At 71.0% G+C, this 22,441-nt stretch carries 24 protein-coding genes, 1 tRNA gene and 2 pseudogenes; 16 read left to right on the top strand and 11 right to left on the bottom strand.

The window, feature by feature from the left end:
- The first annotated feature begins 152 nt into the window (after positions 1–152).
- Entirely contained in the window at positions 153–1,163 is a 1,011-nt protein-coding gene (locus DQ384_RS01480) for an endonuclease/exonuclease/phosphatase family protein (protein WP_220182716.1), read from the top strand.
- Between the two features lie 132 nt (positions 1,164–1,295).
- Here the strand turns inward: DQ384_RS01480 and DQ384_RS01475 are convergent, their stop codons facing one another.
- Positions 1,296–1,709, bottom strand: a complete 414-nt coding sequence (locus tag DQ384_RS01475) for a DUF3147 family protein (RefSeq protein ID WP_114026803.1) — start codon at positions 1,707–1,709, stop codon at positions 1,296–1,298.
- Positions 1,706–2,047: a DUF3147 family protein gene (locus tag DQ384_RS01470; RefSeq protein WP_114026802.1), complete on the bottom strand. Its 342-nt coding sequence runs from the start codon at positions 2,045–2,047 to the stop codon at positions 1,706–1,708. Before DQ384_RS01470 ends, DQ384_RS01475 begins: the two co-directional genes overlap by 4 nt.
- Positions 2,048–2,375: 328 nt before the next feature.
- On the opposite strand from DQ384_RS01470, the gene DQ384_RS01465 reads away from it, so the two are divergent.
- From DQ384_RS01465 to DQ384_RS40880, 3 genes are all read left to right on the top strand, one after another.
- Positions 2,376–3,596 carry a cytochrome P450 gene (locus DQ384_RS01465; protein ID WP_114026801.1) on the top strand — a complete coding sequence of 407 codons (1,221 nt, stop codon included), beginning with the start codon at positions 2,376–2,378 and terminating at the stop codon, positions 3,594–3,596.
- 277 nt (positions 3,597–3,873) lie between these two features.
- On the top strand, positions 3,874–4,545 hold the full coding sequence (locus tag DQ384_RS01460; protein ID WP_114026800.1) for a TetR/AcrR family transcriptional regulator: 672 nt from the start codon (positions 3,874–3,876) through the stop codon (positions 4,543–4,545).
- The gene (locus DQ384_RS40880) at positions 4,535–4,699 is read left to right on the top strand and encodes a hypothetical protein (RefSeq protein WP_181870962.1); all 165 of its coding nucleotides are present in this window, start codon (positions 4,535–4,537) and stop codon (positions 4,697–4,699) included. Before DQ384_RS01460 ends, DQ384_RS40880 begins: the two co-directional genes overlap by 11 nt.
- An 18-nt stretch (positions 4,700–4,717) precedes the next feature.
- Here DQ384_RS40880 and DQ384_RS01455 read toward each other — a convergent pair whose 3' ends face one another.
- The 6 genes from DQ384_RS01455 to DQ384_RS01430 all read right to left on the bottom strand — a co-directional run bounded on the left by DQ384_RS01455 (position 4,718) and on the right by DQ384_RS01430 (position 10,469).
- Positions 4,718–5,422, bottom strand: coding sequence for a class I SAM-dependent methyltransferase (locus tag DQ384_RS01455; RefSeq protein ID WP_114026799.1), 705 nt, complete (start codon positions 5,420–5,422; stop codon positions 4,718–4,720).
- A 121-nt stretch (positions 5,423–5,543) separates the two neighbouring features.
- On the bottom strand, positions 5,544–5,912 hold the full coding sequence (locus DQ384_RS01450) for a DUF4186 domain-containing protein (protein ID WP_114026798.1): 369 nt from the start codon (positions 5,910–5,912) through the stop codon (positions 5,544–5,546).
- Between the two features lie 376 nt (positions 5,913–6,288).
- A complete protein-coding gene (locus DQ384_RS01445; RefSeq protein WP_114026797.1) occupies positions 6,289–6,693 on the bottom strand; it encodes a hypothetical protein in 405 nt (134 codons plus the stop codon).
- 282 nt (positions 6,694–6,975) lie between these two features.
- Entirely contained in the window at positions 6,976–8,526 is a 1,551-nt protein-coding gene (locus tag DQ384_RS01440) for a HEAT repeat domain-containing protein (RefSeq protein ID WP_114026796.1), read from the bottom strand.
- 400 nt (positions 8,527–8,926) lie between these two features.
- Positions 8,927–9,550 (bottom strand): NADPH-dependent F420 reductase, encoded by a 624-nt coding sequence (locus tag DQ384_RS01435; RefSeq protein WP_114026795.1) that lies wholly within the window; start codon positions 9,548–9,550, stop codon positions 8,927–8,929.
- A gap of 184 nt (positions 9,551–9,734) precedes the next feature.
- A complete protein-coding gene (locus tag DQ384_RS01430) occupies positions 9,735–10,469 on the bottom strand; it encodes an SDR family NAD(P)-dependent oxidoreductase (protein WP_114026794.1) in 735 nt (244 codons plus the stop codon).
- Between the two features lie 144 nt (positions 10,470–10,613).
- Between DQ384_RS01430 and DQ384_RS01425 the strand changes: the two genes are divergently transcribed.
- From DQ384_RS01425 to DQ384_RS01395, 7 genes and pseudogenes are all read left to right on the top strand, one after another.
- Positions 10,614–11,255, top strand: coding sequence for a TetR/AcrR family transcriptional regulator (locus tag DQ384_RS01425; RefSeq protein WP_114026793.1), 642 nt, complete (start codon positions 10,614–10,616; stop codon positions 11,253–11,255).
- A 374-nt stretch (positions 11,256–11,629) separates the two neighbouring features.
- Positions 11,630–11,797 (top strand): annotated as a pseudogene (locus tag DQ384_RS01415) (IS5/IS1182 family transposase); the annotation flags it as partial.
- The gene (locus DQ384_RS40875) at positions 11,798–12,220 is read left to right on the top strand and encodes a TetR/AcrR family transcriptional regulator (protein ID WP_342769353.1); all 423 of its coding nucleotides are present in this window, start codon (positions 11,798–11,800) and stop codon (positions 12,218–12,220) included.
- 546 nt (positions 12,221–12,766) lie between these two features.
- The gene (locus DQ384_RS01410) at positions 12,767–14,536 is read left to right on the top strand and encodes an ABC transporter ATP-binding protein (protein WP_114026791.1); all 1,770 of its coding nucleotides are present in this window, start codon (positions 12,767–12,769) and stop codon (positions 14,534–14,536) included.
- A gap of 397 nt (positions 14,537–14,933) precedes the next feature.
- Positions 14,934–15,596, top strand: coding sequence for a class I SAM-dependent methyltransferase (locus DQ384_RS01405; RefSeq protein ID WP_181870960.1), 663 nt, complete (start codon positions 14,934–14,936; stop codon positions 15,594–15,596).
- Between the two features lie 226 nt (positions 15,597–15,822).
- Complete coding sequence (locus DQ384_RS40870) at positions 15,823–16,005, top strand: hypothetical protein (protein ID WP_181870959.1); 183 nt, start codon at positions 15,823–15,825, stop codon at positions 16,003–16,005.
- Between the two features lie 3 nt (positions 16,006–16,008).
- Positions 16,009–16,320: pseudogene (locus tag DQ384_RS01395) on the top strand (ATP-binding protein); the annotation flags it as partial.
- 152 nt (positions 16,321–16,472) lie between these two features.
- Here the strand turns inward: DQ384_RS01395 and DQ384_RS01390 are convergent.
- Together DQ384_RS01390 and DQ384_RS01385 are read right to left on the bottom strand one after the other, a co-directional pair.
- Positions 16,473–17,165, bottom strand: coding sequence for a hypothetical protein (locus DQ384_RS01390; RefSeq protein ID WP_114026789.1), 693 nt, complete (start codon positions 17,163–17,165; stop codon positions 16,473–16,475).
- A gap of 175 nt (positions 17,166–17,340) precedes the next feature.
- Positions 17,341–17,417, bottom strand: a tRNA-Pro gene (locus DQ384_RS01385).
- A gap of 216 nt (positions 17,418–17,633) precedes the next feature.
- Here DQ384_RS01385 and DQ384_RS01380 point away from each other — a divergent pair.
- The 5 genes from DQ384_RS01380 (at position 17,634) to DQ384_RS01360 (ending at position 20,826) form a co-directional block, all read left to right on the top strand.
- Entirely contained in the window at positions 17,634–18,059 is a 426-nt protein-coding gene (locus tag DQ384_RS01380; RefSeq protein WP_245966176.1) for a hypothetical protein, read from the top strand.
- 267 nt (positions 18,060–18,326) lie between these two features.
- The gene (locus DQ384_RS42620) at positions 18,327–19,145 is read left to right on the top strand and encodes a hypothetical protein (RefSeq protein ID WP_245966175.1); all 819 of its coding nucleotides are present in this window, start codon (positions 18,327–18,329) and stop codon (positions 19,143–19,145) included.
- A 6-nt stretch (positions 19,146–19,151) separates the two neighbouring features.
- Positions 19,152–20,090, top strand: coding sequence for a hypothetical protein (locus tag DQ384_RS01370; protein WP_114026787.1), 939 nt, complete (start codon positions 19,152–19,154; stop codon positions 20,088–20,090).
- Positions 20,091–20,093: 3 nt separating this feature from the next.
- Positions 20,094–20,282: a hypothetical protein gene (locus DQ384_RS01365; protein ID WP_114026786.1), complete on the top strand. Its 189-nt coding sequence runs from the start codon at positions 20,094–20,096 to the stop codon at positions 20,280–20,282.
- Positions 20,283–20,406: 124 nt separating this feature from the next.
- Positions 20,407–20,826, top strand: coding sequence for a CBS domain-containing protein (locus DQ384_RS01360; protein ID WP_114026785.1), 420 nt, complete (start codon positions 20,407–20,409; stop codon positions 20,824–20,826).
- A 218-nt stretch (positions 20,827–21,044) separates the two neighbouring features.
- Here the strand turns inward: DQ384_RS01360 and DQ384_RS01355 are convergent, their stop codons facing one another.
- Positions 21,045–22,403, bottom strand: coding sequence for an NAD(P)/FAD-dependent oxidoreductase (locus DQ384_RS01355; RefSeq protein WP_114026784.1), 1,359 nt, complete (start codon positions 22,401–22,403; stop codon positions 21,045–21,047).
- Between the last annotated feature and the right edge of the window lie 38 nt (positions 22,404–22,441).

The following is a 22,441-nucleotide window of genomic DNA, read 5'->3' as shown; positions in this document are numbered from 1 at the left end:
GGGTGCGGACGTAGGATCTGGCGCGGGGATCCTGATCTACAGGGCGGATGTTTCGGCATTCCGCCTGATCCCATCTGAGATCTGTCCGTTCAGGGCTTGAGATGCTCGACGCTGTCGGCCCGGCGGGTCGGCCACGATGAGGGGATCGAAAGGTGACGGTCGACACGCGCCCGGATTCACGGGTCGTCCCCGCGGGGCGCCGCAGGCGGCGGTGGGTGGACGTGCTGGTCTGGGTCGTCGTGACGCCGTTCGCGGTCTGGGCCGTACTGCGTCCGGTTCCGGCGGACGTGCACTTTCGCTGGGTGCAACTCGTCGCGTTCACGCCGTACGCCGCCCTGGCCTCGGCCGTCGCCCCGCTCGTCGCGCTGGCGTCGCGCCGATGGACGGCGCTGGCCGTGAGTCTGGCGGCCACCGCGTCACTCGCCGCCTGGGTCCTGCCCCGGGCGCTGCCGGCCGGGGAGACGGCGGCGGACGGGCCGCCGCTTCGGGTCCTGTCGTCGAACCTGCTGATGGGCTCTGTCCCCGCGACCGCCCTGGTCGACCTCGTACGGAAGCTTCAGCCCGATGTCCTGACCGTTCAGGAACTGACGCCCGGCGCCGCGTCCGCCCTGGAGAAAGCCGGGCTGGCGCGGTTGCTCCCGTACAAGACGGAGCGCCCGCGGCCCGGGGTCGGCGGGTCCGCGATCTACGCCCGGCACCCCGTCACCCCGGGGCAGGCCATCGAGGTCGGCGGCTTCGGCCAGGCGGCGGCGACCGTGGACGTGCCGGGCGCGGGGCCGGTCGGGGTCGTGTCCGTGCACCCGTGCGCGCCGAGCCGCGCGGACAGGTTCCGGTGCTGGGCGGACGGCCTGGCGGCGCTCCCGCCTCCGGGCCGGACCCCGCGCATCCTGGCCGGCGACTTCAACGCCACCCTGGATCACACGGCGGTGCGCGAGCTGCTCGGCGAGGGGTACGCGGACGCCGCCGACGCGACGGGCGACGGGTTCGTGACCACCTGGCCGTACCGGCCGTGGCACTTCAACGGCTTCGGCATCCCGCCCGTGACGATCGACCACGTCCTCGCCGGTCCCGGGGTGGGCGTCCGCACCTTCGCCGTGCACACGCTGCCGGCCACCGATCACCGGGCGGTGTTCGCGGAGCTGGTGCTCCCCCGCGCCGCCTGACCTCCTCGATTTCGATGCCGGCCCCGAGTACCGACACTGATGGAATCGAGTCGATCCCGCTCGATTCCCAGCGGCGCGGTTCCATCGTGTCCGGGGCGGGGAACCCGGTCTCGGCGAGGCGCGGCCGTACGGTCACGGAAGTCGGCGGCCCTGGCGGCTGCCCCAGGTGAGCCGATACAGGGCAGTGGCGACGACCGCCCACACCACGGTCGCGACGCCCAGCGCGGCGATCGCGGAGACCCGCGGGGCGAGCGCCCACACGCACAGGGCGAAAGCGATCATGCCGATCGCGCCCAGCACGGCGCCACGGGCGTCCTGGGCGGCCAGGATCCGGTCGCGCTCCTCGGTCTCGATCAGCGTCAGCGTGGCCGCGAGGACGGCCGGGAAGGCGAGGAAGATTCCGCCCGCGACCGGCCCCCAGCGGCCGCCGACCAGGCCGGCGACCACCGAGACGGCCGCGCCGAAGGCGAAGCGCAGTGCCAGGGCGCGGAGCGCGATATGGCGCAGCTTGGAAGGGTCGACGCGGATCGGGGCCGAGGCGCTCATCTGATCAGCAACCAGCCGATCGCGGCGACGGCCGCCCATACCGCCATCGCGACCACCGACCCGGCGATGGCGCCCAGGCGTTCCACGAGGGGCGCCGCCGTCGCGCAGAACGCGACCAGCGCGACCGCCCCGACGATCATCCCCAGCGCGGACTCCGCGACCGCCCGGCTCCCCAGGAACGCCCAGGTCACGGTCATCCCCGCCAGGGCGACGGCCGGGCCCGCGGCGAAGATGCCGGCGAACCGCTTCGGGCTCACCATCTCGCCGATCAGGGCGAAGACCGTGACGAGCAGGCCGCCGCACAGCGCGCGCAGGATGATCACCCACTCCTGGCTCATATGTGCTCGCCCCCTCGGCCCGGGTCGCCGCCGGGGCGGGTTCCTCCGTCATCGCGCCGCATGAGCGTCACCGGCGTGACCTGCCCGGCAGCTCCAATCGCGCTTCTGATATCCCTTCCCGTCCGTGTCCACCGCATCACGGTGCCGGGCGGAATCTGGCCATTCCTTGATCTTCCCGCGCCTGAACACCGCCGCCACCGATGAATCCATCCGGCGTCCCCGTCCAGGACGTTCTCGTCCGGCCCTCCCGCCTCTGACTGCGGACATTGCGCCAGTAAGGCGACCGCCTTACAGTGAGAGCGCCCGGTCTTCGAGCTGGAGGGACACGATGACTGCCGACGCGATCCCCGACTTCCCCTTCGACCGCGCAACGGCGTTGGAACCGCCGCCGGAGCTGGCGGAACTACGCGAGAGGTGCCCGGTCGCGCACGTACGGCTACCCAGCGGCGACGTCGCCACGGTGGTCACGCGGTACGACGACGCCCGCACGGTGATCTCGGACCCGCGGTTCACCCGCGACCTCGCCAGGGAGGGCGCCGCGCGGATAGCCACGACCGAGGACGGCGGCCTGTTCAACCGCCGCAGGACGGGCACCCAGAACATGACCGAGGGGTCCGGCCACCAGCGGTGGCGGCGGCTGCTCAGCCGCTCCTTCACGATCCGGAAGATGGAGACGTGGCGCCCCCGGGTCCAGCAGATGACCGACGACCTGCTGGACGCCATGATCGCCAAGGGCTCCCCCGCGAACCTCTCGTCCCAGCTCGGGCTTCCGCTGCCGGTGCGCGTCATCTGCGCGCTGGTCGGCGCGCCGAGCGAGGACCAGGACAGGTTCGCGCACTGGTCCAGCGTCATGCTCACGCTGACGCGCTACAGCCAGGAGGACGTGGACCAGGCATACCGCGATTTCAACGGGTACGTTTCAGACCTGGTCGACCGGAAACGCGCCGATCCCGGAGACGACCTGCTCAGCGAGCTGATCACGATCACCGACACCGACGACGGCCGACTCAGCCAGGACGAGCTCATCGCCACCGTGCGGGGGATCCTGCTCGCTGGCCACGAGACGACGTCCAACATGATCGCGATCATGGCGGCGATGCTCCTGGCGGAGCGGGAGCGCTTCGAAGCCGTGATCGACGATCCGATGCTGATCCCCGGCACCGTGGAAGAGGTCCTGCGCCTGGACACCACGCTCGCCGTGATCGGCGGTATACCGAGGTTCGCCACCGAGGACGTCGAACTCGCGGACACCCATGTGCCCGCGGGGACGACGTTGATCCCCAACCTGCCCAGCGCCAACCGGGACCCGCGCAAGTTCCCCGACCCGGACCGGTTCGACCCGCGCAGGGAGTACAACCAGCACCTCACGTTCGGCGCGGGGCCGCACTTCTGCCTCGGGCAGCCGCTGGCCCGGCTAGAGCTCCAGGTCGTGCTGGGCAGCCTGGCGCGACGGCTGCCGACCCTGAACCTGCGGGACTCTCCCCAGGAGCTTCGGCTGCGCACCGGCGGGATGTCCGGCGGGCTGCAGGACGTGTGGGTCACGTGGTGACCACCTGGTGAGCTTCTGGGTGGCTCGCGCGTGAAGGAGGTGACGGCGCGGTACGCGTGCCGTCACCTCGCGCGTACGGGGCCCGGGAATCGTTCCCCGCAGCCGTTTCCGCGCGCCGGTCCCGGGCCGGTCGCTGACTAGGATGGAGATTGAGGTCGTTCTGGGTACCCTGGCCCGGCGACCGTCCACGTGACAATCGTGGACTTCTCCGGACGACCTTCGTGAACCGGAGCGAACGAGGACGAGACCAGGGAGCGGTCATGAAGGTCGGTGCGGAATGACTCTCTCCGCGGCGGCGACCACGCCGCCTTCCCGATCGTCGCCCGCCAGGGACAAGATCATGGCCACCGCCGAGCGGCTGTACGCCGAGCACGGGTTCGCGAACGTCTCGGTCAGGAAGATCGGCGAGGCGGCGGGACAACGCAACAAGTCCGCGGTGCAGTACCACTTCACCTCCCGGGACGAGCTCATCCAGGCGATCCTGGCGCGGCACGCGGCCGCGATCGAGAAGCATCGAATCGCGATGGTGGCCGCCCTGGATCCGCCGGGCAGGGTCACCCGCCGGGAATGGATCGCGTGCGTCATCGCGCCGACCATCGAGCACCACATCGAACTGGGCACACCCTCCTGGTACGGGCGCTTCCTCGCCCAGACGGTCGTGGAACCCTCCCTGCGCGAGTACGCCATCCAGGCGCACCTGAACACGCCCTCGTTCCGGCGTCTGGAGGAGATCCGCCTCCTGCAGGGCCGGTACCACGATCCTGAGCTGTCCGAGCGGCACGGGGCCATGATCCGGCAGCTCATCGTGCACATGAGCGCCGAGCTCGAAGCCGATCTGGCGCATGGGCGCGTGGACCCGGCCGCCGCCGAGCGGTCCTGGCGCCGGCTGGGCGAGAATCTGATCACCGCTGTGTGCGGCCTCAGCTCGGCCTTGGTGGGTGATCGCTGAAGCGCGGCATGAGGACGACCCGCACGCCACGGCCCCCACCACTCCGCCCGCCTCCCACGAGGCCCTGCGCTTCCTCCTCCGGTGGTCCTCCCACCCCACCGACCGGCGGGACGACCACATCCAGGACCGCCGGAGCCGCCGGCGGGCCCCGTGACCGCCCCGCCTCAGCCCGCTAAACGTGAGCGATCAGCGCATAGCGCTCGTCGTCCACCGGGCCGCCCCACAGATCGGCATCGCCACCGAGTGGTTCGACGCGCAGGCCGGCGACGAGCGGCCTCACTGCGGACGCCAGATCGCCGGCGCGGACGCCGCCGCTCCAGGGCAGCGATTCGGCTCCCGCCACGTAGGCCGGCCCGTCCTGCCCGGGCTCACGCCAGCGTCCCTCGATCAGCACCAGCCGCCCGGCCGGGCGGAGCCGGTCCACCCACGCGCGCAGCGCCGCCTGGGGATCAGGCAGCGTCCACACCAGGTGGCGGCACAGCAGCAGGTCGAACCGTTCCCCGCCGGTGGGCGGAGCGGCGGCGTCGCCGACCAGGAAACGGCCGGTCAGTTCGGCGACCGCCAGCTTCGCCCTGGCCTGCTCGATCATCCGCGGTGCCAGGTCCACCCCGGTCACCCGGTGGCCGGCCGTGGCCAGCAGCACGGACAGCGAGCCGGTTCCGCAGCCGACATCGAGGACGTCGGCCGGAGCAGGCGGCGCCCAGGCACGCAGGAGGCGATCCCACGCCGCGCGCGTGCGCTGCCCCCGCAGGCCGTGGTCGGGCTCTTCGTCGAACGCCGCCGCGGCGGCGTCCCAGTAGCCGGTGATCGCGGAAGTGAGCGCGAGGGTGGGCGCGAGGGTGGGCGCGGATGTCGGCTCGGAGGTGGGCTCGGTCATGGCGACGATCCTCGCAGCGGCCACCGACAATCCGGCCCCCGGCCGCGCGGCTCCCGCGCCTGCGGCCGCCTCGCCCTGCGCCGTGGCGTCCACCCCGCACGGATCCACCCCGCGACCGCGGTCACCGGGCGGGTGACTCGATCTCGCGCTCGATCCAGCGGCAGATGACGTCCACGACGTACGCCCGCTCCTCGGGCGTCAGCTCCCGGCCCTGCGGGATGTCGTGCCAGCGTCGCAGGCAGGTGCGGCAGCAGGTGGCGGTCGCGTGCTGGGCGACGAACACCGGGTGGCCCCGGTAGGGCGTCTGCCTGCCGTCCTTGTACGGCTCGGCCGGCGCCAGGCGCCTGGCGATCAGGTCGCGCGCGTGCCAGCGGATCGTCGCCGGTCCTTTGAGCTCGGCCGTCACCCGGTCGCGGCCACGAAGGTGGAACTTCGCACGGAACGGGTGACGCGCGATGGCGTCCAGTCGCCGGTCCAGCGAGTCGGACATCTCCCTCCCCCGGAGCGACACCGGGAGCCCCACGCGGGTCCCCGGTGAGCCGGCCGCCGCGATGGACGGCCTCTCTCCCAAGCGTAAGCGGGCAGGGCCCCGGCCTAGCCATGGTCAGGCGCCACGGGCGAAGGGCGCCCTGTGCTCGCCGGCGTCGCCGGAGATTCCGCGCGTCCGGTCAGCCTGGGGCGGGCCCCGGGGAGTGTCACGGGTGGCCTTCACCGACGAGAGCGGACCGGGTGGATGCGGAATTCGCTTGGCTGTGGGGCCGTCACGACGTGAAGTCCCGATCGCAGGGGGGTGACCCTCCTCAAGCGGCCCGCCGACACGCCCGCCGCCGACCGATGTACTTCATCCTGATCTCAGGCACGCGCCCTCACGTCCGCTCTCCTGGCCTTCGGGCTCGGACCTTCGCGGTCGCCCAGGCGACCAGGCCGACCCCGAGGAACAGCGCGGGCAGCATGAGCAGCGCGCCCACCGCCCACAGGCCGCTGTCGTCGGAGGTGGCGGCGTCGGCCGTCCATGCCAGCCAGGTGACGCCCGCGACGACGACGGTGGAGAGCACGGGACGCCTGGACAGGCCGGCGGCCACGCCCAACGCGGCCAGCACGATGACCAGGCCCGCGATCTGCCAGGGCTCGTACGGCCCCGTCTGGCCACCGTCCGGCTGAAGGATCTTCGGCCGGTGCCAGCCCAGCCACAGCAGGTGATTCAGCAGGGACGCGAACGCCAGCGCCGCCGGCGCCGCGAAGGTCGTCGCACGGCTCGGCCGCGTCGTCATGAACCCTCTCCTCGGGTCTTCGGCGTCATCAAGGATCCCCAATCGTTCGGGCCCGGCATACGGGGCTCTCGCCGGGTGCCCGGCCCCGCTTCGGCGGTGTGGTCACGGCGTCAGCGCAGGAAGGCGGCCTCACTCCAGTCGACCGGAATGTGCGTGCCCGGCCTCCAGCTTGTGTTCGAGGCAGTGCGCGGCGCGCGCCGATGTCCCACTCCACCGGATGCAGGCGATAGCAGCCGTTGGTGGCCACGGTCAGATGCATGTCCAAGACTCCCGCGGACCGCGTCATCCGCCGGCCCTGATCACCCAGCGCAGCAGGCGAGCGTTCCGCGCGCCCACCGCCCGCTCCGCCGCGGACAACAGGTCCTCCAGCTCGCCCAGGAGCCCGGCCGGGCAGGCCGGATAGGCGCCCGGCAGTTCACGTGAGCACCACAGGTCCAGATCGGTGCGGGCACTCAGGCTCAGAGCGTCGTCGGGGTCCACGGCGAGGAGCAGGTCCGCCCTGACCCGGGTCCAGCCACCGTGGTCGGCGAGCAGCCGATGAGCGGCCTGCCGTACATGACGGGGATGGGCTTCACCGAGCAGCGCCCACAGCCGCTCGACCGGCACGCCCGGTCCCGAGGCCCGCAGGGTCTTGACCACGTCGCGGACCACCACGGGGGCGGGATCCTCCAGCATCTCGGCGACGTCGACCCGCGCGCCCAGACGGCGAAGCGTGCGCACCGCCTCCGCCCGGACGCGCGGTCTCGGGTCACGAACGAAGGGAAGAACCAGGTCGGCGTGGGCGCGCGTGCCGCAGTCACCGAGTCCGGCCAGGAGCCCACGCGAATCCCGGCCGGCAGGGGCCGCCAGGTACCGCCGGTAGAGCTCGGCCGGGTCACCGCCCGCCCGGCGGACCGCCCACTGCGCGGTCAGGCGCATCATGGAGGCGTCGTCTCCCAGGAACCGCGGCCCGAAGTCGGTGCGGCCCAGCCGTACCAGGGCGGTGAGCGCTTCGACGCGGACCCGCGCCGAAGTGACGTCCAGGAGTTCCTCCATGAGCTCGGGCCGGTTGCCGGCGATCGCCCGCGCGGCCAGCGCCTCGGCGCATCGGGTACGGGAGACGATGTCGGGCTCCCGACGCGCCGCCGCGGCGAGCCGCCGCTCGTCCATCCGTCCGCCCTGCAGCGAAACCTCGAAGGCGAATCGCCGCCCGCGCAGGTCCTCGCATCGCCGTGCGGCGCTCAGCGTGTCGTCGTCGGCGCGGAGCAGGGCCTGGCGTACCAGTTCGATGGCGGGACGCCCGCGTCGCCGATCTCCCAGCCTCACCGCCACCGGGACGACCGTCCGCAGGGCCGCCCCTCCGGGCCGGGCGACCACCTCCGACAGGAGCCGCAGGGCCTGGCTCCGCACGGCGTCGGCCCAGTCCGCGGTTCGGACCGCCAGCAGCGGAAACAGCCGTTCGTCCGTGGTCATGAGCGGATGCCCGACCGCTTCCTCGCGCTCGCGACCATCGCGGCTGCAGGCGGCCAGCGCGACCGCGAGCGGGGTTCTCATGCGGCGCACGGCGGGCGCCGGCATGATGCGCGGGTCGCGGGAGCCGTACATCGGGGGACGCATCGCCGAATCGAGCGGGATCCAGAGTCCCGGCCCCGCTTCGGTCAGGACGTCGAGAACGCGCTCGGCGAGGTGTGCGTCGGAAACGACACCGAACAAGGCTCCGGCGAGGTCGTCGAGGGCTGCACGGCCACCTCGGGCGCTCGCGCGCACGAGCCCCTGGATGAAGTCCACCGTCGCGTCATCGGAGACGTCCTCACCTCCGACGAGCCGCCGAAGCCATCTCGTGCCGCTCTTCATGCGCACATGGTTCCATGCGACGAACGGAGCTTTCGACTGATATCCGCGCCGGACAATGGTTGGCTCCTACCCCACTCCGCGTCGCCATGGCCATGGCCGTGGGTGTTCAGAGGTGCGCGAAGCTCGGCCGTGCTGCCGAGGCTGCGGTACTACAGCGGGGAGCTACTGAACCGGTGGCGAGTCGCGGTGCCCGCGCTTGACCGGCCATGGCCACCAGCACGGACGGCGAGCCGACCTGTCCCTTGTCTCCGATCTCGGCCGGGCCGTAGGTGATACGCCGAGAACCCGATCTACTGAGGATGAAAAGGCTCATTGATATCCGACATCAGCGAGTCGGTGCTCCATCAACCATTGTCAGGGCGCACGGCTCCCTGTTCGCCGACTGCTCGGCCCCGGGGGCTCAGCCGGTAAATTCGTCGACGCCGAGGGCGAAGTCCCAGTGGCCGACCCCGTTGCCGGCAAGGCCCACCGTGACCACGCCCACTCCTTCCAGCCAGTGCGCCATTTTCAGGCCGCCCACGTCGAGCGAGCGCAGCCCGAGGCTCTGGATGAATGCCGCCACGCCCGCCTTGGCCTGCGCATTGTCGCCAGCGATGAAGACGTTGGGCCGGCCCTTCTCCAGGACATTACGAAAGATGGTGTTGAATGCCTTCACCACGCTGGCGCTGGCCGGGGCCACCTTGGTGACTTCCTGCGCGATCGAGGTCTCCTCGCTGTGGGCCAGTCCGTCGAACGTGGCGTTGAAGGGGTTGCTGATGTCGACGATGACCTTGCCCGCGAGGGCGTCTCCGTACTCGGCGACGACCGGAACGACACCGTCGTACAACAGGGCCGTGATGACGAAGTCCCCGGCCGGGACGGCGCCCCACTTGCCCGTCGTCGTGCCGCCGCCCAGAGCCTTCGCCAGGTCATCAGCCTTGGACTGATCGCGTCCCATGACCTCGACGGTGTTGCCGCCCGCCACCGCGAGCGTGCCGATGGTACGGGCCATGTTGCCCGTACCGATGAGGGTGATGCTGCTCATGAGGTGTCCTCTTTTCCTGTTCTCAAGGTGTCGCTCTGTCTCGTTCGTGCTGGGTCAGGCGCAGGGCGTCGGCCGTGACGTTTCTGGGCCAACTGCCGCGCCTTTCCCGGCACCTCCGGCTCGTCGTCTTCCGCCGGTAGATTGGGTTGTTGTGGGCGTGCCCGCGGCATTCCTGGTGTGTGGTTCAGATGGCGGTGGTGCCGCCGTCGGTGACCAGTTCCAGGCCGTTGACGTAGCTGGAGTCGTCGGAGGCGAGGAATAGGGCGACGGTGGCGATTTCTTCGGGGCGGCCCATCTTTCCGCGGGGGATGAGGGACTCGAATGCGGCCTTGGTGGCCTCGTCGAACAGTTCTTCCTGTTTGGCGGTGGCGACCTGGCCGGGGGTCAGGACGTTGACCCGGATCTTGCGGTCGCGCAGTTCGTTGAGCCAGACGCGGGCCCAGGCCTGCTGGACGACCTTGCTGCCGGCGTAGAGGCTCCAGCCGGGGAAGGCGCCGAGGGAGGCGTTGGAGCCGGTCATGAGGATGGAGCCGCCGTCGTTGAAGAGCGGGAGGGCCTTCTGGACGGTGAACAGGGTGCCCCGGGCGTTGAGCCCGAACCAGGTGTCGAACTGGGCCTCGGTGATCTCACCGAGCGGGGCGGGCTCGCCGCCGCCGGCGCTGGCCCACAGTACGTCGAGGCTGCCCTTCTCCCGCTTGACGGTGTCGTACAGGCGGTCCAGGTCGTCCAGGTCGGCGGCGTCGCCCTGGACGCCGGTGACGTTGCGGCCGATCTGCTTCACGGCCTCGTCCAGGGCGTCCTGGCGGCGGCCGGTGATGAAGACGCGCGCTCCTTCGTCGACGAACAGCTTCGCGCCGGCCAGCGCCATGCCGGTAGTGCCGCCAGTGATGACCGCTACCTTGCCGTCAAGCTTTCCCATGGTCGCTCCTTTGGGTCGGTGGTGCCGTACGCACCTGGGACGACGATGTTATGTACACCGCTCTGTGTGCTTACGGTACGGCGCGGGCCGCCGGGGCGCAAACTATGTACACCGGTCGTTACCCAGTTGGGGTAACATGGGCCCATGACGGAGCTCGAGAAGGGCCCCCAGGGCCGCCGCCGCGGCCGGGGCGCCCGCGAGCGCATCCTCAGCGCGTCCCAGCAGCTGTTCCGCGAGCAGGGCATCAACCGCACCGGCATGGACCAGCTTTGCGCGGCGGCCCAGGTGTCCAAGCGCACGGCCTACCAGCACTTCACCGGCAAGGACGAACTCGTCGCCGAGTACCTGCGCCGGTTCGACCCCTCCGTTCTGTCCGGCGTGTTCGACCGCACCGACCTCACGCCCCGCGAACGGCTCCTCGCCGCCTTCGACATCCCTCCCGCCACCCCCCTGTGCCCCTACATCGGCGCCGCCGTCGAACTCCACGACCCCCAGCACCCCGCATCCCAGTACGCGCGCGACTACAAGAAAGCCGTCGCCGCGCGGCTCGCCGACACCGCCCGGGAAGCCGGCGCCGCCGAGCCTGAACAGCTCGGCGAGCAGCTCGCGCTCCTCATCGACGGCGCCGCGGCCCGGACCCGGGTTCTCAACGCCGACGCCTTCCCCACCGCCGCCGCCATCGCCGCCGTCCTCATCGACAACGCCATCCCCGCGTCATCTCCTCGGCAGCCCAGCGATGACCGCGGAACTACCGGGTCTGCTCCCGTTCCGGTGGGAGGCGAATGACGGCCCGATCACGCCTCGTCGGCCGGAAGACGACGTCGAGTTCGGCGCGGCCGGAGCGGTAGATCACGCCGTACAAGGGCGACCCCTGCTGGTTACGGTGCGGGACCTGAACCGGGTGGAGCTGGCTGGAATGTGTGCGGGCCGCTTTGGAAGCCCTCGCGACTGCAGCGCCCGGCTGGGTGGAACAGGTTCTGGAGGCGCCGGACCGGGCGGATCGGTATCGGCGGACTCCGCAAGGTCCAACTCGAACACGTCATCTCAGCTACTGCTCTCAACCTCACCCGACTAGATGCCTGGTGGAACGGACACCCCCTTAACCGCACCGGTACCTCGACCAGACCCTCGCTGTCTGAACCCAGTTAGCCGGCAGGGTCAAGGGCAAGAACAAACCCGACTCGCAGAAGGACGCCAACCGGGCTCATGCCCGGCTTCGCGGGCCCGGCGAACGCGCCGACGCCCAGCTCAAGTACCGGCGCGTCCTGCACAAAGTCCGCGTCAGCCCACGCGGGGTCGGTCGACTCGCCAAAGCCATCCACGTGCTGTTGTACCGACACTTCCCGACACGTGAGGCATTGCTGGAGGCCGCGCTCCGCGACGGCCTGGAGAGCCTGCGGGCGGCCGCGGACGAGTCGCTCGACGCGGAGTCGCCGATAGACGCGCTGACCGCGTGGCTCGAGCGGTTCTCGGCACGCTCGGCCACCTGGTGCGGGCTGCCCCGATCGGTGCTGACGGCGCTGCACTCGGAGGAGTCGGAGCTGCACGCCACCTCCACGGCGATGATCAGTGCCGCCACACGCCTGCTCGTCAGAGCCCAGGAGGCCCGCCAGGTGCGCGCCGACGTGGACCCCGAGGACCTGTTCACGGCGGCCGCCGCGATCGGCTGGGTGACGGAGAACGCCGACCCCAAGCGGGCGGCCCGCATGCTCATGCAGTTCCGCGACGGGCTGCGGCGGACGGACAGCTGAGCGGCCGCGGGCGGCCGGGCCCGCTCATGGCGGTGTACCGCCGGCGGGCTGCGGCACGTGCCCGCCCGGACCGGCCTTGAGGGGCTCCCACCACCGCCGGTTGTCCCGATAGCCGATGGTTCCCGGGCCGAGTTCGCGTCCGCCGAGTCGAACCTCCTAACGGCGTGGCCTGGCGCAGCCCGCCGAGCGGCCCGCTCCCACCGAGTCCGCCCAGGACCGCCCGGAGGACGGGGTCCTCCTGACCCCGCACAGCCTGGTCGACATCGCGGCGCTGGGCGCCGACTTCTTCGCGTGCTCGCCGTACAAGTTCCTCGGCCTCGTCTCGGCGTGCTCGCCGCCGACTCCGGCCTGGTGGAGCACCGGACACCACTGCCCTTGGTGTTGCGGGCCCCAACGGGTATCCCGGTCGCCGGGCCGGAAAATCGTTGGCTCCTACCGCCCACTCTGCGTCACCATGGCCATGGCCGTGGGTATTCAGAGGGGCGGGTGGCTGTGCTCGGATTACTCGGTTCCCCCGGAGACGAACCCTCCGCGCGAAGGTCGGCCGTGCTGCTGACGCTGCGGTACTACAGCGGGGAGTTACTGAATCAGTGGCGGGTCGCGGTGCCCGCGCTGACCTTGCCGGCGTTGGGGAACATCTGCCTGTTCTACCTGGCGCCGCTGGCGGTCGGCGGGCTCGTCGGGCGTCTCTCCGATGGCGGGGACGACACCGTCACCGCGCTCATGCCGTACGTGCTCGGCTTCGGTGCGCTGCTGCTCACGGGCGAGGTGCTGTGGCGGTTGGCTCTGCACTTCGTGAACCGTACGGAGGCCCGGGGCATGGAGCGGCTCGCCGCGACGGGCATGGGCGAGTTGCTGGCCAAGGACGCCGCGTTCTTCCACGACAACTTCGCCGGTTCGCTCACCAAGCGGGTGCTGAGCTTCTCCGGCGGGTTCGAGGGTTTCACGGACACGCTCACGTTCTCGATCCTCGCCAAGGTGGTGCCGCTGGGGTTCGCCTCGGTGGTGCTGTGGCGGTATCACCCGCTGCTGGTGTTCGTGCTGGTGGGCCTCATCGTCGTCACCGGCTTCCTCGCCGTCCCGCTCATCCGCCGTCGCCAGAGGCTCGTGGACCAGCGTGAGGCCGCCAAGGTACGGGTGTCCGGGCACGTCGCCGACGTGCTGGCCAACATGGATACGGTCCGCGCGTTCGCCGCGGAGGGTCGCGAGGAGGCCGAGCACCGGGTCCGGCTCGCCGAGCAGCGCAGGCTGACGCTGCGTTCCTGGGACTACAGCAACCTCCGGGTGGACACCATCGTCGCACCGCTGTCGGTCCTCACCAGCACCGTCGGCCTGCTCCTCGCCGTCGCGCTCCGCGGTGGCCTGGGTTTGGAGGCGATCGTGGTGACGTTCACCTACTACTCGAACGCCATCAACATCATGTTCGAGTTCAACCAGATCTACCGCCGCATGGAGAGCGTGCTCACCGAGTCCGCCCAGTTCACCGAGCTTCTCCTCACGCCGCCGGGCGTGGCAGACCCGGACGACCCGCTACCTCTGCGCCCCGTCGACGCCGGCGTCCGGTTCGAGCGGGTGGCGTTCGCGCACGCCGGCAATCCGCTCCTGTTCGACGGCCTGGACCTGTACATCTCCGCCGGTACCAAGATCGGCCTGGTCGGCCGGTCCGGGAGCGGCAAGACCACCCTCACCCGGCTGCTGCTCCGCCTCATGGACATCCAGGGCGGCCGGATCCTGATCGGCGGACAGGACATCGCCTCGCTCCGCCAGGCCGACCTGCGCAGCCTGATCGCGTACGTCCCCCAGGAGCCCGCGATGTTCCACCGGTCGTTGCGCGACAACATCGCCTTCGCCCGGCCGGGCGCCACCGACGCCGAGATCCGCCAGGCCGCGCGGGCGGCGCACGTCACGGAGTTCGCCGAGGCTCTGCCGCACGGCTTCGACACGCTGGTCGGGGAGCGCGGCGTCAAACTCTCCGGCGGCCAGCGGCAGCGCGTCGCCCTCGCCCGCGCCATCTTGCGCGACGCGCCGATCCTCCTGCTGGACGAGGCCACGAGCGCGCTGGACTCCGAAAGCGAGATCCTCGTCCAGGAAGCCCTGTGGGCCCTGATGCGCGACCGTACCGCGCTCGTGGTCGCGCACCGGCTGAGCACGGTCGTCCGTATGGACCGCCTGGTCGTCCTCGACCAGGGGCGCATCGTGGAACAGGGCGACCACCGCGAACTCCTTCAGGCCCAAGGGGCGTACGCCCGCCTGTGGCACCACCAGTCCGGCGGCTTCCTGCACGAAGAGGACACCTCGGACGCCGTCCACCGCTGACGCCGATCGGCGTACCGTGCCAGGCAGCTCCTGCTTATCGATTACCCGTTCGAGCGACCCGTGCCACGACACGAGACGTCCAGCGGCTGATTTCCAGGCGACCCCGTACATCGAGCCGGCCCGCACCGCGGCGTGGCCCCTTCTGACCACTCGGACCACACCGGCCACTGTGTGGTCCGCCGCGCGGACGGGCGGCATATGGGACGTGTCAAGACGCGTCGTTTTCCCGTATGGATGTCGTATCGACGCTGATTTTCCCCCGCTAACGCGCAGTTTGATGGGCTTGAAGCCGCCTTTCCTGAAGGAATCCGAGCGGTTCCCGTCCGGCCGCGTATGGATTCCACCTGCCCCCCGACCGGCCGTGCCCGACAGTAGGAGACGAACCCCGGGAGGGGACATGGCAGTGCGGAACATCGAGCGCGGCGCGGCCACCCGCGGCGGGGCGGGGGTCGGACTGGGGATGGAGCAGTTCCACCATCCCCGTCCGGTCGGCAGACGGGGCGACGGCTCCGTGCGCCCCACTCCGCAACGAGCCCAGCTGATGACCGGCCTGGCCGGGCGCGTACTGGAGATCGGCGCGGGCGACGGTGTCAAGATCACTTGCTACCCGGACACCGTGGACGAGATCATCCTGGTCGACACGGACCCTTTCCTGCGCGCGGCCGCCGAGGCGGTCGCGGCGCGAGCGCCCGTAGCGGTAAGGGTCCTCGACGGCGTCCCGGAAAGGCTTCCGATGGCGGACTCGTCCTGTGACGCCGTGGTCTGCTCGCTGGTGCTCTGCCAGGTGCCCAGCCCGGCGGCCACGCTCGCGGAGATACGCCGGATCCTGCGCCCCGGAGGCTCCCTGCGGTTCTGTGAGCACCAGCGGTCGGCCAGCCCTCTCGTCGCCGCGGCCGAGCAGGTGGTCACGCCCCTTTGGTCTCGTCTGTCCGGCGGCTGCCACCTCGCCCGCGACGTCATCGCCTCCATCGAACGGGCGGGGTTCGCCATCGGCGACATCCGGCACTTCGGCTTCCGCCGTTTCGGCCACGTGCTGGGCACGGCACGGCCACACCCCTGACCCGGCCGCGGTCAGCGAAGACCGGAGGAGGTCACGAACTCACCGGACGCCGGAACTACCCCCCGGTCTCCGCCCCGGACGACTCCAATACCCGCAGCGCGCGTCTTCCTCCAAAGGCGGCCATGCTGGCGTGACCGCCCGAACGTGCTCGTCAGGGATGGCCGGCAACCCTCTCCTGGACAGTCAGGCGAGAATCTTGAAGATCACTCGATGGCTCGCGGCCGCTATGACCTTAGCCACGGCGGCCGCCCTCACGTTGGTGTCCGCCGGTCCCGCGCAGGCCCTACCCCAGGGCTCCTGCGGACATTCGTACCCCAAGGTGGCCACCTATCCCCTGACGAAGGGCGCGAAGGCCGGCCAGGCGTACGGCACCGTCACGCTGTACTACAGCGGCACCGCGCACCGGTGAGCAGAGCAGCTCAACAAGACCATCGCCCGCTACGGCCGCGTCGACCTCCTCCGCATCGACGAGCTCGGCTACATGGAACTGGACCGACGCGGCGCCGAACTGCTGTTTCAGGTGCTGACCGAGCGCGAGGAGAAGAACAGCCTGGCCATCGCCTCCAACGAAGCCTTCAGCGGCTGGGCCAAGACCTTCACCGACCCACGCCTTTGCGCCGCTATCGTCGACCGCCTCACTTTCGGCGGGACCATCCTCGAGACCGGCACCGACTCCTACCGGCTCGCCCAGACCCGCGCCCGAACCGATCACGCCGCCGGCTGACCACTCCCGCCACCCATACCCCCACGAAGGGCGGAACCGCACCGCGGGCCGCCGTGCGGACCATTTTCTCTATGTCATCAGGGCGGCCCGTCCCTTCGGGGTGGGCCGCTTCGTCGTCTGGGGCGAAGAGTTGCGGACGCGCTCCACTCCTTTTACGGCGACTCCGCAGCTGCCAGAGAGCGCCGACGTCGCTCCACGAGGAGGAAGCGAACGACGATGAAGCCGATACTCGCGGCAGCCGCCGTCCATACGATCGTCTTCCCTATGGTCTCGATCACCTCGTTCCTGCCGGGCGGGAGCACGACCATCTGTACGGCGGCGCCGACCGGCACGGTCAATCTCGCGAGCAAACCGATCGCTCCGGATCGCTTGACGCATGCACCAACGGCACCCAAGGGCGCTCCGAAGACGACACCGGCGACCCACCACAGGGGCGGTTCGGACTCGTACCAGGGGAACTGCCCGCCGCTTCGGATGGTGTCCACGATGCTGTAGGCGGCTGTGGCCGCAAGCAGGGCCAGTGCACCAGCGGCAGCACCGCCTTGCGCCAGTGCTGTGGGACGGCTCTCCCCGGCGTGTGTGACCAGCCACCCCACTGCGACGGCCAAACCCGCCCAAGCCCAGCCGGAGTCGAGCAGCACGCTCATGATTTCCGCGATTGACCACCCGCTGGTGGTATAGGCACGGCTTTCAAGGTCGGCGTAGCTGTTGGAGAGAGCGTTCACGAGGGACGTTGCCGCGCCGAATCCCGCTCCGACCGCCAGGGCGCGCACAAGGATCTCTACTGGACGGGTCATACGCGAGCGGCCCTGCCATCGACTGCCATGCCGTTGATCGTTAGTCACGACGCCTTCCTATCGGAAAGATCATGATTTGTACGGCGGATGTTCCATGCGATCCAGGGATCAGCCGCATTTGACTGGAGCCGGGCCGCCGCGCGGACGTCGGAGGTCGGTCACCCCGGGGAACGAGAAAGGGTGCCACGTGATCTCGTGACACCCTTGCCGACCAGGCACTACCTGGTCGGGACGACAGGATTTGAACCTGCGACCCCTTGACCCCCAGTCAAGTGCGCTACCAAGCTGCGCTACGTCCCGTTGCTCGCCTTGGCGAGCGAGAACAACCTTAGCGCAGATCTAGGGGTCGTGCGTACGCGAGGCGGTGGGGGCGGGGCTTCGGATGGCTTGTGGGGCTGGGGGTGCGGGATGGTGGAGGCCTGGCTTGAGCGGGATCATGGGGGCGGGGGAACGTCGCGGGCGTGGAGAGGGCGGGATGGGCGTATGGGGCGGAAGGCTCACATAGATCGTGAGGAGTTGCGGCGGCTCGTCGCCACGGGGCGGTCGAACGCCGAGTTGGCCGCGCACTTCGGGGTGACGGAGTCGGGCATCCTGCAGGCGAAGCGGACGGCCGGACTGGCCAAGCCGATGCTCGATCACGGGCGGGCGCTTCCGTGGAAGCTGAACCGGGTGCACAACCAGACCGGGCCGGCGACCAACCTCCGGAACCTGTCGGCCATCGCGCAGGGCGCCCACGTTCCGCAGGCGAAGGTCAATACGGCGCTCAGGTGGGCGCGGAGGCTCGCTGAGAGCGGCCTGGACGTGGGCTACAGCTATGAAGACGGGTTTTACGAGCGGCCTGTGGAGGGGACGTCCCATATCGAGGCCGTGCTCAACGAGGCGTTGCGAGCCCTGGGAGAGTCCGGCAGCGGGACGACCACCAAGCCTTCCGATGCTCAGTGAGTTCGTAAGCTCTGGGCCTTCGTAGATAGGGCGGTCCGGGTGGCCCGGGTCCCCTCCCGGGACGAGGGGCGTGGTGCCCGCGTGCGTGGCGGCCTCCATGCCCTGAAGGTGGTCGCGGGGCGAGGTGTGCAGATCTCATCCGTTGTCGGGTGCGGCCAGGTAGGGGTTTTCGGAGGTGACGGCGCGGGGGTGAGGGTTGGAGCTGTTTTGGGGGGCTTGTCGTGGGCAGTCGGGGGGTTACAAACGCAGACAAACCCGGAGGCAGACATGACCATCACCTGGGTGGCCGTCGTTGTAGCCGTGGTGGTGGCGATCCTGGCCGTCGGCTACCTCGTGGCGCAGCAGCAGCGCAGGCGCCGGCTCCAAGAACGCTTCGGCCCAGAATACGAGCGCACGCTGCGCGAGCGCGAGAGCCGTCGTGAGGCGGAGCAGGAACTGCGCGAAAGGGAGCAGCGCCACGCCGAGCTGGACATCAGGCCGCTTGCCCCGGAGACCCGCTCCACCTACGCCAAGAAGTGGACGGAGGTCCAGGAGCGCTTCGTGGACGCTCCCGGCTTCGCCGTCACCGAGGCGGACCACCTGGTGACCGCCGTCATGGCGGACCGCGGGTACCCGACCGAGGGGTTCGAGCAGCAGGTGTCCGACCTGTCCGTCGCCCACGGGCCGACGCTGGACCACTACCGCAAGGCCCACGAGATCAGCAGCCGCGCGGCGCGGCAGGAGGCCTCGACCGAGGAGCTGCGCCAGGCCATGGTGCACTACCGCGCCCTGTTCGAGGAGCTGCTGGAGGACACGACCGGCGGCCGGGCCGGAGACCGTAGGGACGCCGCCCGCCGCGACGACCGGCTGGACGGCACCACCGATGGCCGGCTCGACGCCGATGACCGCGTGGACGCCGCCGCGCGGGAAGGACGAATCGACGGCACCGCCCGGGGGGACGGGCTGGACGTCGCCGCGCGTGAGGAGCGCGAGCGCCGGGAGCACGCGGACACTCGCGTCGCCCCCGCGCGTGATCAGGAGACCGTGGACGCCGCGGCTCGACGGGCCGAAGGCCGTACCGCCAACCGTAACGCCCAGGGAGGCTGACCAGCGATGGAACCCTATCGCCGAGACACCACCGCCGCAGACGAGCCGCTCCGCGACCCGGAGACCGGGCGCCCGCTGGACGACCGGGCCTCTGCCGCGGACGCCGGAGACGACCCGCGCGGTGGATATGACCACACCGACCTGAACGAGCGGACGGGAGACGATCTCGCCGCCCACGATCGCGCCGGGCAGGGTTCGATGGACGATCGGGACGACGACGGGCGTCAGCTGGACACCGCCGTTTACGACCGTCCGGGAAAGGCGCTGGACGAGCCTCGCGCGGGCGGTGTGGCGGGGGCGCCCGACCCCGCGCACGCGGCCGCCCCCGGGACCGAGCTCGCCGACCCGGCCGAGTCGCGGGACGCCGCCGACCGGCGGCCCGCGGACCAGGACGACGCGCTGCGGGACCCCGATTCCCTGCCCGTCCACGAGCCGCCGCTGGAGGCGGAGCCCCGGCATACGCCGGACCCCGTCCTGGACTTCGTGCCGACCGGGCAGTACGCCCAGCCGCCGGAGTCGTCGGACCTGATCGTCTACCCCGTCGAGGGGGAGGGGGCGGGCGCCGACGGCCTGACGACCGGCGGCCCCGAGGTCGAGCCCGGCCCCGTCCTGACGAGGAACGACCACGATGCCGACCATGCCTCCGAGGACACCGGCGCGGGGAGCGAGGACTTCCAGCAGCGGTGGCGCGAGGTGCAGGCCGGATTCGTGGACGACCCGCGGGACGCCGTCCAGCGCGCCGACGAGCTGGTCGAGGAGGCCGTGGCCACGCTCACCGCGCGCAGGCAGGGCCTGGTCGACCGCTGGAAGAACAGCGACCAGGGCGACACCGAGCAGCTGCGGCTCGCCCTGCGCGAGTACCGCTCCCTGCTGGACGAGCTCGTGGGGCTCTCCTACACCACCGCAGGGCACGGGGGTTCCCCGGCCCGTCACGAAGCGAGGTAACCCATGCTTGCCATCGTCGCGGCGATCGTCTTCGGGCTCGCCTTCCTGCTGGCCCTCATCGGTTCGAGCATCGGGATCTCGACCACCGCGCTGATCGCGCTCGGGCTGTGCCTGCTGGCGCTGCACCAGGCCGGGATCGGGACGTCCAGCGTCGGCTCCTGGCGCGGGGGCTACCGCCGCACCCGCCGCTGAAGCACCGAACCGCTGAGACGTGGACCGGACCGGCCGTGCGGACCGCCTGGCGGATCCGCACGGCCCCGGAGGTCCGCCGGGCCACGGCCCTGATGGAGCACCTGGGAGCAAGGGGGTGTCGAGGATGAACCTGAAGGTACGGGACGTCATGACGCACCGGCCGGTCTGCCTGCCCGCCGACGCGGCGGTGTCCAAGGCCGCCCGCCTGATGCGCGACCAGGCCATCGGGGACGTGCTGGTCCTCAAGGACGACCGGCTCTTCGGGGTGGTGACCGACCGCGACATCGTGATCCGCGCCGTCGCGGAGGCCCGGGACGCCGACTCGACGCCCCTCGGCACTCTGTGCACCTCGGAGCCGGTCACGGTCCGTCCGGAGGAGGACGCCGACGAGGTCGTCCGGCTCATGCGGGAGAAGGCGATCCGCAGGGTGCCGGTCGTCGAGGACGGCCGGCCCGTGGGGATCGTCTCCCTCGGGGACGTGGCGCTGGAACGCGAGCCCGCCTCGACGCTCTCGATGATCAGCGGGGCTCCCCCGAACGGCTGAGCCACCGCCGGGCACGCCGGGCCTCCCGAGACGGAGGCCCCCGCACGTGCCCCGGCGGTGCAAGGCGCCGCGTACGCCCCTCCGGGCCTGGGGTGGCGCGGCCTTGGAGAAAGGGCGCCGTCTATGTTCCTGGGCGGCGCCCTTTCGTATGCGCCGGTTTCATCTGCGTCCCGCCCATATGCGACCGCCTCCGCCGTCCGGGGTCCGGGAGGCGTTCCTCAGCTGGTCCTGGTTCCCGGCTGGGCCAGGACGCGCTCGGCGGCCTCCTGGCGGGCCGTGCGGGCGGCGTACTCGAACTCCTGCCGCGGGTCCTGCATGGCGCCCAGCGGGACGATCTCCCGCCGGAAGAAGAAGCCCATGGTCCAGTCGGCCAGGATGCGCGACTTCTTGTCGAGGGTCGGCACCTTCGACAGGTGGTAGACCCGGTGCAGCAGCCAGGCGGGGAACCCGCGCAGGCGGTGCCCGTAGACGTTGGCGACCCCCCGGTACCGCCCGAGGCTCGCCACCGACCCGACGCTGCGGTGCGCGTACGGCCGGCGCGGCTCGTGGCGCAGGGTGGCGACGAGGTTGTCGGCGAGCCGGGCGGCCTGCCGCACGGCGTGCTGGGCGTTTGGCGGGGTGGTCTGCCCGGGCCGGGTGAGGTCGGGGACGGCGGCGCAGTCGCCCGCGGCGAAGGCGAACCGGGTGCCCTCGACGGTGAGGCACGCGTCGACCTTGACCCGGCCCTTGTCGTCCAGCGGCAGGTCGCCGCTCGCGCACAACGGGTGGGGTTTGACGCCGGCGGTCCACACGAGGGTGCCGGCGTCGAACTCCTCGCCGTCGCTGAGGATGACGTGGTGGTCGACGGTGGACCTGAGCATGGTGCGGAGGCGTACCTCGATGCCCTGCCCGCGCAGCTGCTGGGCGGTCCACTCCCCCATCTCGGGGCCCACCTCGGGCAGGATGCGGTCGGTGGCCTCGACCAGCGTCCAGCGCATGTCCCGCCGCGCGATGCCGGGGAAGTAGCGGCAGGCGTCGGCCGCCATGTCCTCCAGCTCGGCCAGGGCCTCGACGCCCGCGTAGCCGCCGCCCACGAAGACGAAGGTGAGCGCCCGCCGCCGTACCCGCTCGTCGGTGGTGGAGACGGCGAGGTCGAGCTGGGCGATGACGTGATTGCGCAGGTGGATGGCCTCTTCCAGGGTCTTGAAGCCGATGCCGCACCGGGCGAGGCCCGGGATGGGCAGGGTGCGGGAGATCGAGCCGGGCGCGAACACGAGGTAGTCGTACTCCAGCGCCCGCGCGGGCCCGGCGGCCGGCTGGAACAGGGCGGTTCGCGAGGCGAGGTAGACGTGCTCAACGCGGCCGCTGAGGACCTCGCAGCTCGGCAGTACGCGGCGCAGGAAGACGACGACGTGCCGGGGTTCGATGTTCCCCGCAGCCGCTTCCGGCAGGAAGGGCTGGTAGGTCATGTAGGAGTCGAGGTCGGCGACGGTGACGCGGGCCTCGCCGCGGCGCAGGCGGCGCTGGAGGCGCAGGGCGGCGAACATGCCGACGTGGCCGCCGCCCACGATGAGAATGCGTGGAGTTCGCTGCCACATGCTCCTGGACGTACCCCGTCCGAGCACAACGTAGAGGG

Source organism: Sphaerisporangium album, assembly GCF_003323745.1.
In the GTDB taxonomy this organism is placed as follows: Bacteria; Actinomycetota; Actinomycetes; order Streptosporangiales; family Streptosporangiaceae; genus Sphaerisporangium; species Sphaerisporangium album.
Note: the sequence above shows the minus strand (reverse complement) of the source record. Positions and strands in the feature narration are given on the sequence as shown.